The sequence below is a fragment of the Desulfoprunum sp. genome (assembly GCF_053613775.1).
In genome coordinates this window covers 49,522-64,164 of record NZ_JBSHXH010000007.1, presented here as the reverse complement: position 1 = coordinate 64,164, position 14,643 = coordinate 49,522, and the positions used below count along the sequence as shown (strand labels likewise).

11 protein-coding genes are annotated in these 14,643 nt (G+C 66.9%); 6 read left to right on the top strand and 5 right to left on the bottom strand.

Translation table 11 applies throughout. The features are described 5' to 3' along the window. Nucleotides 1-268: 268 nt before the first annotated feature. A complete protein-coding gene (locus tag ACWGKN_RS14450; RefSeq protein WP_052160216.1) occupies nt 269-838 on the top strand; it encodes a C-GCAxxG-C-C family protein in 570 nt (189 codons plus the stop codon). Nucleotides 839-1,042: 204 nt separating this feature from the next. On the opposite strand, the gene ACWGKN_RS14445 is transcribed toward ACWGKN_RS14450, so the two are convergent. Next, nucleotides 1,043-1,438, bottom strand: coding sequence for a hypothetical protein (locus ACWGKN_RS14445; RefSeq protein WP_035232015.1), 396 nt, complete (start codon nt 1,436-1,438; stop codon nt 1,043-1,045). A gap of 61 nt (nt 1,439-1,499) precedes the next feature. On the opposite strand from ACWGKN_RS14445, the gene ACWGKN_RS14440 reads away from it, so the two are divergent. Beyond that, on the top strand, nt 1,500-2,075 hold the full coding sequence (locus ACWGKN_RS14440) for a hypothetical protein (RefSeq protein ID WP_452095513.1): 576 nt from the start codon (nt 1,500-1,502) through the stop codon (nt 2,073-2,075). Nucleotides 2,076-2,320: 245 nt separating this feature from the next. Beyond that, entirely contained in the window at nt 2,321-3,016 is a 696-nt protein-coding gene (locus ACWGKN_RS14435; RefSeq protein WP_424256209.1) for a flagellar brake protein, read from the top strand. Nucleotides 3,017-3,074: 58 nt separating this feature from the next. Here the strand turns inward: ACWGKN_RS14435 and recD are convergent, their stop codons facing one another. The 4 genes from recD to ACWGKN_RS14415 form a co-directional block, all read right to left on the bottom strand. Then, entirely contained in the window at nt 3,075-4,736 is a 1,662-nt protein-coding gene (gene recD, locus ACWGKN_RS14430) for an exodeoxyribonuclease V subunit alpha (RefSeq protein ID WP_424256208.1), read from the bottom strand. Further along, nucleotides 4,733-8,290 (bottom strand): UvrD-helicase domain-containing protein, encoded by a 3,558-nt coding sequence (locus tag ACWGKN_RS14425; protein ID WP_452095512.1) that lies wholly within the window; start codon nt 8,288-8,290, stop codon nt 4,733-4,735. Before ACWGKN_RS14425 ends, recD begins: the two co-directional genes overlap by 4 nt. After that, nucleotides 8,287-11,439, bottom strand: coding sequence for an exodeoxyribonuclease V subunit gamma (recC, locus tag ACWGKN_RS14420; protein ID WP_452095511.1), 3,153 nt, complete (start codon nt 11,437-11,439; stop codon nt 8,287-8,289). Before recC ends, ACWGKN_RS14425 begins: the two co-directional genes overlap by 4 nt. A gap of 111 nt (nt 11,440-11,550) precedes the next feature. Next, nucleotides 11,551-11,853 carry a hypothetical protein gene (locus tag ACWGKN_RS14415; RefSeq protein WP_035232024.1) on the bottom strand — a complete coding sequence of 101 codons (303 nt, stop codon included), beginning with the start codon at nt 11,851-11,853 and terminating at the stop codon, nt 11,551-11,553. Between ACWGKN_RS14415 and ACWGKN_RS14410 the strand changes: the two genes are divergently transcribed. The 3 genes from ACWGKN_RS14410 to ACWGKN_RS14400 are packed head-to-tail and all read left to right on the top strand — an operon-like array spanning nt 11,854 to nt 14,432. Beyond that, nucleotides 11,854-12,924: a hypothetical protein gene (locus ACWGKN_RS14410; RefSeq protein ID WP_452095510.1), complete on the top strand. Its 1,071-nt coding sequence runs from the start codon at nt 11,854-11,856 to the stop codon at nt 12,922-12,924. Between the two features lie 52 nt (nt 12,925-12,976). Beyond that, nucleotides 12,977-13,636, top strand: a complete 660-nt coding sequence (locus ACWGKN_RS14405) for an NUDIX hydrolase (protein WP_035232028.1) — start codon at nt 12,977-12,979, stop codon at nt 13,634-13,636. A 10-nt stretch (nt 13,637-13,646) separates the two neighbouring features. After that, on the top strand, nt 13,647-14,432 hold the full coding sequence (locus tag ACWGKN_RS14400; RefSeq protein WP_452095509.1) for an NRDE family protein: 786 nt from the start codon (nt 13,647-13,649) through the stop codon (nt 14,430-14,432). Nucleotides 14,433-14,643: the final 211 nt, after the last annotated feature.

Below are 14,643 nucleotides of genomic sequence, written 5' to 3'. Positions count from 1 at the left end.
AGCGAGTTTTTCCATCTTCGCCAACACGCCCCCGGGTTTCATCCGCACCCCCTGCCGCGATCACCGCCGGGGGGGGCGATGCCCCGCTTACCGCCTCCAACCCCCCGATCATCGGCATAGCCAGCCGGACCCCGAGATGCCGAGATCCCGCTCCGGCCTCGCTTTCCAACCTTCCCCGGCAAGATTGTGGTTGCGATCATCCCGGAGTGCGGTACTGTGACAGGGAAAAATCCGTTTTGGACCTCGACCAGCCATCAAGGAGCAGAAAATGAACGAGACTGAAAAGATCACGGCGATACGGGACAGGGCACGCAAAAATTTTTCCCGGGGCTTCAACTGCGCCGAATGCGTGCTCGAGGCCGTCCTCGAGCACGTTGACACCGGCCTGCCGCGGGAGGTGCTGCGGCTGGCGACCGGGTTCGGGGGCGGCGTCGGCCTGTTCGGCGATACCTGCGGGGCGGTGAGCGGGGCGGTGCTGGCGGTCGGCGCGGTGCACGGCCGCAGCCAACTGCCGGACAACGAGGACCGGAAGGCGGCGATGGAGGAAGCCGCCCGCCAGCTCTACGGCAGGCCGGGATTGTACCGGATCTTCAACCAGATCCCGAACAGACTGAAGGAAAAATACGGCCACACCCTCTGCCGCGAGATCACCGCCCAGTGGCAGGACCAGTGGCTGTGCCGCGACCATGCCCTCCACTGCCGGGAGATCATCACCGATGCCGCCGAACTGGCCGCCACCCTGATCCTCGGCGATCGGGAACAGATCTCCGCCGCCCCCTTCGGCGCCAATGTCGAAAAACTGCAGGACTCCGGCATCCAATGCACCGGCAAGGGGTGAGGCACGGCCCTTGGTTAGGAGTTGCCTGACCACGATATCGCGCTGTCGCCGGTGGAAAAGTCCCCTCCTTTCCTCCGGCCGTTCCCATGGAATCGACACATCGCCTATGCCCTCTGACCCCGGCGTGGAAATGACCGCGTTCCATGGCGATGACGGCAAAGTACAGACCGATCGACGCCCCTCTGCCGGCGGCGGACCGCGGTCTCACAGCCGCCGGGATCTTCCGGTTCGGACCATGCCGGCGGGAGGACAAAGGTAAATCGGATGGACATCTTCCGGGCGAACATCCGGACACCAGCGACAGGGGGATAGATCATGCAGGGGACAATCGGCGCCATCCTGTTGTTTTCCGGTCTTGACCTTCCGGTGATCTTCCGGAAGCGGCGGCTCAACGATTTTTTTCTCCCGGGCGCGTTCGGCAGATGGCTGCTGGCCTCGGGCTACCTTCTCTATCCGTTCCCGCTCTACTTTATCGGCCTGTCCCTGGAAGCAGGGAAAGCTGCCGTCCGGGCAAGGCCTCCGCACCATCGTCGCGATCCTGACCGGCATCTGGCTGCTGACCGGCGCCCCCGCCGTCTTTTTCGGGGTCCTGAAATCCATCCGCTGCCGAAAGACCCGTCAAGCCTTCGCCCAGAAGCGCCACCTGCCTCTCACCCCGGAAATGGCCCACTCCGACCTCTTCCCCAACAAACTCTCCTGGTTCAATCCCAGGTTGAGGAATGTACTGGAGATCGCCCCCGACACCTTTATCGCCAGCGTCGTGCGCCGAACACGGACCCGGACGAAAGGCATGGATCTGCTGTTGTTCGAGAAAACGGCCAGATACGCGACGCTCATGGCCTTCAGAAGCAAGGTTCCGCCCGCCCGAACCGGGGAGGGACTGGTTCGTCGCCACCGGGCCGAAGACCCGCTCGCCGAATCCCGCCTGACCGTCAACAACCATGCCTTTCTGATCCTCGCCTCGGAACGGCTTGCCGACATCGGCAGCCCCCTGGAGGAGTCGGATCGAGCCATTCCCGCGTCGAAAGACGTCGTCGAGACAGTGCTGCATAGACTTGCCGATCATGGAGCCGACCTGTTCGGCCAGGTCGAAGGCGTCTGTCTCCATGACGGACACATGCTGATCCTCCTCACCGGCCTGATTGACAGCGAGGAACAACTCTCCCGCTGGATCTCGGTCTGCACCGCGATCAAGTCGCGGCCCCGGATCCGGGATGAAAAGCGGAAAATGGCGTAGGTGATGCACGCCGGGGCCCCCGGAAGAACTGCCGCGTCCGGGGGCGATGGTTACCCTACGGCCCTGTCAGGTCTTCGAAGGAGAACTCGACGGCCGCAGGCAGGGGATCAGACGCAGGCAACCGGGGCGGGACCGAACCGGACCTGTCGCAGAAAATGCCGTTTCTCGCCTTGAATTATTGACAAAACAATGGTTTGATGTTGACGTTCGGTGCACCCGACCAACCTCTTCTCGAACCGACGGCCATGACATCAGGAAGCGATACCCTCGAAACCCTTGTCGACAACAAGCCCGTCCACGTCTTTCTGCCCCTCCTCGCCTCGAAGGAGATGCTGCGGGCGCATTGCATCTACCGGGAAACCACCCCTCCCGGCTTCAATCTCCACTTCAACGATGGAACATTGCCTGTCGCGTCGCTCGATCTCAAGGGGACGGCGATCCTCAGCTTCGACGGGGGGAGGCCGAACCTCCCGCTTGAGGCCAGGATCAGGGCTGTGCAGACTGAACGGGTCCTGGAGATGGTGCGGATCAATGGGCTCGACCAGAGCCGGATGCGGGAATACTTTCGCGTCGATGCCAGCATCGCCGTGATCGCCAGGCCGTTGCCGCCGGAGGTTGCCGGTACGGAAGAGTCCCCATGGTCGCTCGCCGGCAGGACGCTCGATATCAGCGGCAACGGCATCCTCGCCGTCTTTCCCGAGAAACCGTCGCTGGACGAGCCGATCAGACTCGAAATCACCCTGCCGGCCGGCCATCCCGGTACCATGTCGGTACTGGCCCGTCCAGTGCGCTCGCGGGAAACCGGCGACGGCAATTACGAGGTGGCCTACCATTTTGAAGATATTCCGGACCAGGACCGGGATCGAATCATCGGCTGCTGTCTGGTGCTGCAGCGAAAGCTGCTGCGGCTGCCCATCCAGCTGAACGCCAGCACACTCTAGCCGGCGTTACGGCGCAGGATTTCACCGCCGCCTTCCACCTTGCTTCTCTTCCCCCTGTTCACAACGTCCCGGCGGCGGGCCTGGCGAGCATGCCGGCAAGACCGCTGGAGCGGTCGAGCGTCCGGCCGGCGGCCATCGCCAGGACCTCCCGCCGGGCGTCGATGCGTACCGATTTCCGGGCCCGGGTGATCGCGGTATAGACCAGTTCCCGGCTCAACACCTGGCTGTCGTGCTCCGGCAGGACGACCAGGACCTCATCGAATTCGGAGCCCTGGCTCTTGTGGATGGTCATCGCAAAGACCGTCTCGCACTGCGGCAGCCTCGAGGGGAGGATGCTGCGGAGACGGCCCTCCGGCCGCTCGAACCAGACCGTGCTGCGGCCACCCAGCGCTTGGTCCGGGAGGCAGATGCCGACATCGCCGTTGAACAGGTCGAGGCTGTAGTCGTTGCTGGTCACCAGGACCGGTCGTCCGGGGTACCAGATTTCGTCGAACGGGATGGCACAGCCGGCGTCGCGCAGCCCGCCCTCGATCGCCGCGTTCACCGCCGCTGTCCCCCGCTCGCCCCGATGGACGGCGCAGAGGACCCGGAAGCGGTTGAGGAGGGCGAAGAGGGCCTGAATCTGCGATTCCCCCTCGGCCTGCGCCGCCGCCGTCATATAGTCCCGATAGCGGGCGACGGCATGGGTCAGGAAGGAACCGCGCACCAGCGACACGCTGTCCGCCGCGGCGCTGTCGAGCAGCTCCCAGGCGCCGTCGCCGTCGCTGGAGTTGACAAGGGCGGCAAGCTCGCTGATACCGTGGTCGAAGCGATAGGTCCGGTCGAGTTCGACGGTGTTGTCGGGCAGGGAGCGGCTGCAGTCGGCCAGCACCGCCCCCGATTCGACCGACGCCAGCTGATCGCGATCGCCGAGCAGGATCAACCGGGTGGTCGGCCCCAGGGCGTCGACCAGTTTGCTCATCAGCGCCAGATCGATCATCGAGGCCTCGTCGACCACCACGACCCCCGCCGGCAGCGGATTGCCGGCATCATGGCGGAAGTGCGACGAGTCCGCCCGCACCCCGAGCAGGCGGTGCAGGGTCGAGGCCTGTTCCGGTACGGCCGCTGCCAGTTCCGGCGGCAGGTCGAGACCGGTGACGCCGGCGGCGATCGATTGCCGCAGCCGCATCGCCGCCTTGCCGGTCGGGGCGGTCAGGGCGAGGCGCAGGTCGGGGCCGTGGACAAGCAGCAGCAGCGCGAGGATCCGGGCCACGGCATAGGTCTTGCCGGTCCCGGGACCGCCGGTGATCAGGGTCAGCGACCGGGTCAGGGCCAGCCGGGCCGCCAGCCGCTGCCGGTCCGTCGTCGCCGTCGCGACCGGGAAACAGCCGTCAAGCAGCAGCTCCAGGTCCGGCACCGGATGCCGCACCGCCGCCAGCTGCAGCAGCCGGTCGGCCAGACGGCGCTCGTAACGGTAATACCGATGAAGATACAGCCGTCCGGCGTCGACAACAAGAGGGGCGGGAATGCGGCCGTCCGACACCAGCGGTGACCGGGACAGCAGCATGGCTTGGGCCCCGGTCACCGGCAGACAGACGTGGCCTCCGGCCATCGCCGCCGAGAGATCGGCGATGAGCGTCCGGAACACCGGTTTTTCCACTGCCGCCAGACCGCACCGGCCCTCGAGGAAGGCCGCGAGATGCCGGTCGAAAAGGTCGTGGGGCAAGTCCGGTCGGTTCATCGATTCCCTCCCAGCAAAGCGTCGAGGGCCTGCAGCCGGGAGGCATCGGGCCGGACGTGATACACCCCCGCCCCCGGCCGCTCCCGGCTCATCCCCCTGACAAACAGATACATGACCCCGCCGAAGTGCTTCTGATAGTCGTAGTCGGGCAGAAGGTTCCGCAGGTGACGGTGGAGGACCAGGCTGTAGATCCAGTACTGCAGACCGTAGTTGTGCTGCCGCATCGCCAGCACCAGCCGGTCGGGAAGGTAATCGCCCTGCCGCTCCCCGAGGTTGTTGGTCTTATAGTCGACGATGAAGAACCTGCCCCCATGCTCGCAAACCAGGTCGATGAAACCGGTCAGGTAGCCCTGCATCTCCCGCCGCGAGAGCGGCAGTACGGCCGGGTCATCCTTGAGGATGGCGTTGACCGCCGCCGTCGTCATCCGGTCGAGATGCATGTAGAACGGCATCTCCCGCATCATCCTGTCAGGCGCCAGTTCCGCCAGGGTGAAGGCGGTACCGTCGCGGGGATCGGCAGACAGCCGGGCGCCGACGGTGTTGGCGAGCAGCGCCGCCAGCCGGCCGGGTTCGCCGGCCGGCCGGTACCGACCGACAAGCGACGGCAGTCGGGTCGCCAGATCCCGCTCCCTCGCCAGCCCGGCGAACGGGAGCTGTTCGAGGAGATCGTGGACCACATTGCCGAACCGGGCCCCGGCCGGCAGCCCCGGCACCTCGATGGCCTGCGCGTCGATCACCGCCGTGGCAACCACCTCCCCCTGCCCTTCCACCGCCCGTCCCTCCTCGTGGACGCTCTGGCCGGCCAGTGCCGAATAGCTCGTCATCCGCCAGGCAGAGAGCAGCGAACGCGAAGACGGTTGGCGGCAGGCGAGGGCCGCAACGGCGGCATCGCCCCGGAGGCGTAGCGGCGGCGAGGCATCGGGGTCGATCCGTTGCCAGGCAACGCCAGCCTGCCCGGCCAACGACTGCAGACGGGCGATCTGCCCCGGTTCGTCGACTGCGCCGCCGGGAAACAACAGGTGGCCAAGGGCCGAGTCGAACGAATCGGCCACCGGCGAATACGGCCTGACATCGGCCCACACCACCCAGCATCGCAGCCGGGCCCGGGTGACGGCAACATAGAGCAGACGCAGGTCCTCGGACAGTTCCTCCCGCTCGGCCCACTCCCTTCTGGCGGCAAAATCCGCCGAACCGAGATCGGCTAGCAGACGATTGGCACCGTCGTGGAAGGTCACCACCTCCTTTTCCCGGGCCGTCCAATTGCTCCGGTACCAGAGGAAAGGGCAGAAGACCAGCGGGTATTCGAGGCCCTTGACCCCGTGCATCGTCATCACCTGCACCGCCGCATCGTCGCTCTCCAGGCGCAGTTCGTATTCTTCCCGCCCTTCACCGTTGCCGCCCCGCATCATCTGCAGCCACTGCAACAGCCGGGCGGGGCCAAAGCCGGCGGCGGCCTGCTCCTGGATCAGTTCCAGCAGATGAAAGATGTTGGCGATCCGGCGCTCTCCCCGTTCATCGCCGGCGAGATGGGAAAGGACCTGCTCCGCCTGCAGCAGCGTCCGCATCATCGCCAGCGGACCGTCCTCCTCCCAGCGCCGGCCGTAGTCCTGAAACCGCAAGCGCCAGCCATCGACCGCTGCCTCGTCGTGCCACATCGTTTCCAGTTGTTGACCGGACAGGCCGAACCAGCGGCTGGTCAGCGCCGCCTTCATCCGCCCCGAACTGCCGGGCTGGTGAATGGCATGGAGCAGCCGGAGAATATCGCCGCACTCTTCGGTAGCGAATACCGAGGTTCGGCTGGCCACCACCGCCGGCAGACCGGCGACGATCAGGGCCTGCTGAAACTCCTCGGCCTGCCGGTTGGTGCGGACCAGGATGGCGATGTCCCGGGCCGCCAACGGTCTGGCACCGTCCGGCGCCGACACCTGCGGGCCGCCGTCGTCCAGCAGGCGGCAGATTTCGCCGACCACGAAGGCTCTGATCCGCTCCGCCGCCGCCCCCGAACTCCAGCGGCCTGACGGTTCGCCGCCCGGGGGCGGGAGGTGGCAGTACAGCAGTGGCGGCAGTGGCCCCCCGTCGGCGACGACTGCCCCGTCGGCCGCCGTTCTCGCCGCCTGCACCGGCGGACACGGCAGTTCCGCTGCGGTGAACAGGAAGGGATTGTCGCCCTCGAACAGGCGGTTGACCGCCGCCACCAGCCGCGGGTGGGAACGGAAGTTGCGGTCCAGGGTCAGCACCCGGTCCGCCTGCCGGCGGGCGGCGAAATAGGCATGGATATCGGCGCCACGGAAGCGGTAGATGGCCTGTTTGGGGTCGCCGATCAGGTAGAGGAAATGATCGCCCTCGCCGAAGACGGCGGAAAAGATCCGCCACTGATGGGTGTCGGTATCCTGGAATTCGTCGATCAGGGCAGCGGCGAAACGCTCGGCGAGGACCACCCGCAGGCGCCGCCCGTCCTCCCCGTCAAGGGCCGCCGCCAGGCTGAGGACCAGATCGTCGTAGGACATCGCCCCCTGCCGCCGCAGCCGCCGGACCACCTCGTCGCGCAATTCCCCGGCCAGCGCCACCCGCACCGCCAGCCGGATCTCGTCGGTGAGATCGAGCCATTCCGCGATCAGCTGGTCGGCCAGGGGCCAGGCGGCAAGATACGCGGCCTTCTTCTCCCCGCCCCGCAACCTGGTGCCGTTGAGCATCCCGGTCAGGCCGGGCCGGCCCAGCCAGCCGACATGGTCCGGCACGCTGAGCCGGCGGCCGCCGAAGAAGCCATCCACTTGCTGCCACCACCCGTCGAATCCGGCCGCCACGTCCTTTTTCACCATCCCGGCGGCGATCGCCTCGACGAAATGCCCCCGGAGCCGATCACCGTCCATGTCCCACCACAGCCGGAGGCGGCGGTACAGTTCATCAAGGCGGGACGCCAACCCTGCCGGCGGTCCGGTCTCCGGTTCGAACCCGGCGATGCCGCCGCCAATCCCGGCGACCGTCCGCAACAGCTGGTCCGGACCGGGGAAAAGGCCGCCGACGACGGCCCCGAGCAACTCATGCCCCCGGTACATCAACCGTCGCCAGAAATCGTGCACCACCTGCCGCCGGACCTCTTCCGGGTCGGGGACCAGGTCGACGGTAAACAGCTGCCGGCTTTCCAGTGCCTGTTCCTGCAGCATCCGCTGACAGAATCCGTGGATGGTGAGGATCGCCGCCCGGTCGATCCCGCTCACCGCCGCCTGCACCCGCTGGAGAGCAGTCCGGCGGTCGGTCAATGTCTCGACCCAGGCCTGCAGCACCGGGTCCGGTTGGCCGGCGGGCCCGTCCAGCAGGATATCCCTGGCTTCGACCAGCCGCTTCCTGACCCGCTCCCGCAGTTCGGCGGTGGCCGCCTTGGTGAAGGTCACCACCAGGATCCGCTCGATCGGGATCGCCTGCTCGCCCACCAGCCGCAGCACCAGCATGGCGATGGCATAGGTCTTGCCGGTCCCGGCGCTGGCCTCCACCAGGTTGATCCCCCGGTGCAGTTCGACCCGGGTGACATCGAACACCTCCGGCGACCGGCTCATCGCAACGCCCTCCACACCGGATCGACCAGCGTCCGGGCCATGGCGGCGAACTCCGGGCCGATCAGTTCCTCCACCGTCCTGCCCCGCAGCAGCAGCGAGGATTCGACTTCATATTCCCGCTCCAGAACCTGGGCCATCGCCTTGCGCGCCCCGGCCAGGGCCGCCTCTTCCCCCCTCTCCAGCTGCTGGACGTAGGCCCATGCCGGTTCGACATGCAAGGGGCTCGGCCGGCGGCTGCCGGCGATGAAGACCGCGGCGAAGTCGGCCAGACCCGGCCGACTGCCGGGACCGACGGTGCCCCGGCAATCCCGGTCACGGAAGATCCCGGCGACGTTCACCTCCTCCCCCGACACCTGCGCCGCCAGCAGGCCGTGCAGCCAGAGGGCGAGCAGGTCCCGGCCCCGACAGCTGCCGTTGCGGTAGAGGAGGAAGCCCCGTTCATGGCGGTGGCCAAGCGCCCCCGCCAGCCGCAGACCGCCCGCCGCAACATCGACCGGCAGTTCCGGGAGCGGTTCGCCCATGCCGGCGGCCCGGATCCGGACGACCAGGCTGTCGACCTCCTCGATCCTCTTCTCGAACAGCACCTTGCCGGCCATCCCCAGCGGCCACCGGCCCTGTTCCTGGAGACGGGGCAGCAGGGCGGCCCCGCGGCCGGCCAGGTGGGCCTCGACCAGCTCGCGGTCGACCTCGTAGGCCAGGAGTCCCTCCGCGGCAAACGGCTCGTCGTCCTCCGGCTGATCGGCGGCCAGGTCGAGCTCGATACCGAGCCCCGACCGGACAAACCATCGCTGCGGGTGGCGGAAGAAACTGAGGAAGCCGGCCACCGTCACCGTCTCCCCGACCCCGGGCGTCTCCCCCTCCCACCACGGCTCGGCTGGCCGGGGGGTGGCAAACCGGCGGGCGGCGGCACAGGCCTCGGCGTCGTAGCTGAACAGGCGGGGGTCGCTGCCGTCAAAATAGCGGCGGCTGAACGGCTGCAGCGGATGCCGGCACAGCAGCCGATCCGGTGCCAGACCGTATTGGCGGTGCACGACTTCAAGCAGTTCGGCCACCACCACGGACGGCGGCAACTCCTCGTTGCTCTTCATCGACCGGCCGACATAGCTGAGATAGAAGGTATCACGGGCGGCCAGCAGGGCCTCGAGGAACTGGTAGCGGTCGTCCTCGCGCCGGCTGCGGTCGCCCAACCGGGTTGCCGCCCCCAGCAGATCGAAGGTGGCGTGGCGGTCGAGGCCGGGGAACTGGCCGTCATTGAGGCCGAGCAGACAGATGACGCGGAAGGGGATCGACCGCATCGGCAGCATCGAACAGAAGGTGAGCCGGCCGCGGAGGAAGCCGGAAGCGGAAAGGGATTCGGCACAGGCGTTTTCCAGCCAGGCGCGGACCACGGCCAGATCCACCTCGCCGGTATGGCCGCTTCCGGCATCGAGTTCCGCCAGCAGCCGCTGCGGCTCCGGCACTTCCTGGCCGTCATCTTCCGCCAGCAGCCGCGCGGCGTAACCGCCCAGCAGCTCCGCCCAGTGCTGCAGGCTGCGGCCGACGCTCAGCTCTCGCTCCGCCTCGCCGAGGATCGCCAGGAATTCGCAGAGGCCGCCCAGGGCCCGGGCCGGGGCACCCTCGATGTCGGCGTAGGGCAGGATGCCGTCGACCATCTCGTCGCCGCCGGTGACATAGCCCATCAGCAGCCGTTCGAGTCCCGCCTGCCAGCTTCCCTGGCCAAAGGCCGGCAACCCGAGCTCCCGGCGCTGCTCCGCCGACAGTCCCCAGCGGATGCCGGCGGCCACCGCCCAGTGCCGGATCCGCGCCAGATCGCTGCCGCTGAGGTCGAAGCGCGAGGCAATGACCTCCTGTTCCAGCAGATCGAGGACCGCGGCCCAGCCGAAGCGGCTGTCGCACAGGTCGAGAAAGTCCATGAAGGCCGCCACCGCCCGGTTGCGACGGCGCAGGCTGCGATCGGCGATCGAGTGCTGGATGTCGGCGAACACCGCCGGGATCAGGGCCGCATACTGCTGGATGTCCGGGGCCATCACCACGATATGGCGCAGTTCCAGCCCCGGATCGCGATGCAGCCAGTCGAGGAGGTGATCCCGCAGCACCTCCATCTCCCGCAACCGCGAGTGGCAGGAGACAACGATCAGCGACTCATCAACGGCGGACAGCGGCTCCCGCTCTGCGGCATCCACCCGGTTGCGGAGAATATCGGACTGCAGGCGGTGGAGGACGGAAGCGTCATCTGGTCCGAGCGGATCAGCAAAACTCTGGAACTTCATCGTGAAATCGACCTGGTCCAGCAACATCGCCTGAAAGTCGCTTCCCTGACGGCCGAGGGCGACGAGAAGGGGATGGCCGTCGGCCGTCCCGCTCCCTTCATCTCCCGCTGGCACCCGGACGATCCGTCGAGCCCACTCGCGCCGGCCGGGCAGGTCGCCCCAGTATTCGCCGCTGGGAGAGAGGAGATAGAGATGGACATCGGTGCGGCGGGCCAGGGCCCGCAGCACGGTCAGGAACAGCGGCGGCATGCTGTGCAGACCGAAGACCGACAGCCGACTCGGCAACGGCGGAATGGGTTGGTCGTCCTCCAGGCGGGCGATCAGCCGCTGCAGCATGCCCCCACGGTGACACCCGTCGCCGGCCTGGGCCGTCAGCCGACGCCACAGGGCCATCTGCCAGGGTTCGGTCGGATGGCGGGCGATGGCCCTGCCCTGCTCCCAGGCGGCGAGGAGATCGGGGCGCAGGATCTGGTACTGGTCGAAGACATACGCCAGCTGCCAGGCCAGTTGGAACCGTTTGAGCCCGCCATTTTCGCCGCCGCAGTACGGGAGCAGCGGCGCCAGGTCGGGATCGCCGGCATCCCGCAGCAGGGACTCGATCCGCCACACCAGCGGCCGCCGGGCGAAGGCCTGGGCTTCGATCGCCAGCCCGAGCCGCCCGGCAATCTCGTCGAACAGCCCGAGGGGGTGCAGGGTGCGGAAATGACACCACACCCCGAAGGCATCGGCCAGCCACTGGGCGATCATCCGCTCCATCCCCTGCCCCTGGACGAGAAAATACTCCGGCGCGAAGGCGTCACGACGGACGTCCTGACGGAGGACCTCGACCAGGTGACGCAGCAGGTTCTCGGTGCGGTTGGAGGTGTGGAGGTAGAACATACGAGGCCATCCTCGGCCGGATGGCGCTACCGGTCCGGCGTTTCCGCTCGTTCCGATACGGCCCGGTCGTTGAGTTTCCCGGTTTACAGCAACCGGCGGGACAGGTATTATCTATTTTCCGGGCACGGTGCCGACGCCGGCGTATTCATAGATGGCGTAAACCAGGCCGGCCAGGATCCCGAGGGCGAAGAACAGGCGCAGCCGACGATTCCAGGCCACCTTTTCCCCTCCCGACATGTACTGCAGCAGGGCGATGATGACATAGGTGACGCCGGCGACATAGGGCGCCGTCTGCAGGATCTGCCAGAGAGTCGCCTTCATGCTGGCAGCGGCATCCGCCCCCATCCGGAAATTGAAGACGAGATAGAGCAAGGCCGACAGGTAAAACGTGATTTTTTCTTTGACACTCTGCATATGAACCTACAAGACACCCTGTATTTTCCGGGCACCGCCATCGCTTCCGGCAGCCAGTACCCGCTGTATCTGCTCTGTCCCACGCTCCATGTCCTCCAGCCGGTCGAGCCGGAAGAGGGCGCCGACGCTGCGGCCGGATCGGCAGATCTTTTCATTAATCACGGTTTCTGTCAAGTGCATACTCCCTGCCCGCTCGGCCCCGACCGGAAGCGTTTTCTCCGTCTCATCGACGATATCGGGGAGCGGAAGGACGATTACGCCGCCCAGCTCAGCTCCCTGACGATGGCGGCGATGACCGCCCCCCGACAGCAGGACGAAGACACGCCCCAGGCGATCCTCTCCTCGCTGCTCGGCAGACCCAACAGGAAGTCCGACAAGGAAAAGGAAGACCCGGAGCAGGACCTGTGGCAGGCGCGGCTGGTCCTCAAGATCGGCGAGATCCTCGACCGGGAGGAGGAGGAAATCGCCCGCGATCTCCTGGCCCTCGACGAGGACGAACACTCCCTCTTCCTGCGGCTCCATGGCGAAGATGTCGGCGCGGCCGATGAGGACGACAACCCCCTGGCCGACCTGATCGACCTCAAGGCCCGGGTACGGCAGCCGGCGGCCGGGATCATCAAAAACCGCTTCCGCGCCTGGAAACAGCTCCTCGTAAACGGCAATCTCCCCGATTGGCCGATCTGGGCCACCCACTGGCCGGATGCCGCGGAGATCATTCTCGAGGCCTACGAACGGCGCCGGGGACAGGCCGCGCTACCGGCCGGCGCCCTGTCGCTGCCGGCAACGGCGGGACTGACCGGGGACGAGGCCTTTGCCGCCGTGGCCGCCTTCCGCGAGGAACATGGTCCCTTAGCCGGCGAACTGCTGGCGACCCTTCCCGCCCCCCTGCCGGCGGCACTGGTCGCTCGCTGGCAGACCGCCCTGGAACAGCACTTCCCGGCCGACCAGTTCGGCCGGACCGCCGTCGCCATCCATCACCTCGCCGGACTCAATATCTCGACCCTGCTGGGCAAGCCGGGACCGGACGAGGACCAGGGGACATTGCTGCTGGTGATCGCCGACCTGGCCTGACCGGCGGCAATAAACAGCCTGCCGCCGTAATCGGAACCATGACAGGATACTGATGAACAGAGCCGAGTTCGAACGATTCTCCCATAGTCTCCCCGAAACCCCGGGCATTTACGGACGCGACAATTTCTTCAACTCGGCGATCCTTGTCCCGGTGCTGTTCATCGACGACGACTGCCACCTGCTGTTCCAGAAACGGGCCTCGACCATTCGCCAGGGCAGCGAGATCTGTTTCCCCGGCGGCCACTTCGATCCCGAACTCGACCGCAGTTTCGCCGACACCGCCCTGCGGGAGACGGAAGAGGAACTGGGCCTGCCCCGCGACCGGGTCAGGCTGACCGGCCGGCTTGACACGGTCGTCACGCCGCGGGCCGTCATCGTCGAGTGCTTCGTCGGCATCCTCGATATCGCCGACCGCGAGGACCTGCGGCCCGACCCCCGCGAGGTCGAAGAGGTCTTCACCATCCCCCTTGCCTGGTTCGTCGCCACCAAACCCGAGATCTACCACAACCGGATCGAGATCCAGCCCTCCTATTTCGATGCCGAAGGAAACGAGCATATCCTGCTGCCGGTCGACAAGCTCGGCCTGCCTTCGCACTACAAGGAACGGCGGAGCGAGTGGACCCACGAGGTGGCGGTCTATCGCCACCGGCGCTGCACCATCTGGGGGCTGACGGCGGGAATCATCCTCGGCATGATCCGCAAGATGCGCTGATACCGCCGCCATGTGCCTGATCCTCTTCGCCTGGCGCTGCCACCCCGGCTACCGTCTGATCCTCGCCGCCAACCGCGACGAATACTTCGAGCGCCCGACCGCGCCGCTGGCCTTCTGGCCGGACCAGCCGGAGATCCTCGCCGGCCGCGATCTCCAGGCCGGCGGCACCTGGTTCGGTCTGACCCGCGACTGCCGCTTCGCCGCCGTCACCAACTATCGCGATCCGGCCACCTTCACCGCCACCGCCCTGTCCCGCGGCCGGCTGCCGGTCGATTATCTCCGGAGCGGCCTCGCCCCCCGGCAGTTCTGCACCGCCAGCGAGCAGCAATGGCCGAAATACAACGGCTTCAACCTGCTGGCCGGCGATGGCGACAGCCTGGTCTACGCCTCGAACCGCTCTCCGGAACAAGCTCTGGAGGTGGTGCCGGGGATCCATGGGCTGAGCAACCATCTCCTCGACACCCCCTGGCCCAAGGTCACGCGCGGGACGGCGGCCCTCGGCCGGCTGCTGGACCGCCGGGCGGCCATCGAACCCGACGACCTCTTTTCCCTGCTGGAGGATTCCCGGCAGCCGCCGGATGACGAGCTGCCGGAGACCGGCATCAACCTGGAATGGGAACGGCTGCTGGCGACGATCATGATCAGCGGCCGCGACTACGGCACCCGTTCGTCGCTGGCCTTGATCATGCATGATGACGGCTCGGTCAGCTGCACCGAGCGGACCTTCTCCCATTCGCCGGCGGGCCCCCGTGAGAGCGGACGTATGCGGTTTGACCTGGATTGCCGTCGCCGTTAAGATCAAATCCTCCGAAGAAGGGGTGATGAAATCGATATCAAGGCAGGCGATGTGATGGAGACCGAGACGGGGACCGTTCGGGTTGAAAGTAAGCGACAGGTGAGGTATCGGCCCCGATCAACCGGTCGCTGCCCAGAGCCGGTCTGGATGGCCATGCAGATGGAGGCCGATCGGGGTGACCGGGATCAGCCTCCGGACGATGGATGCTGCA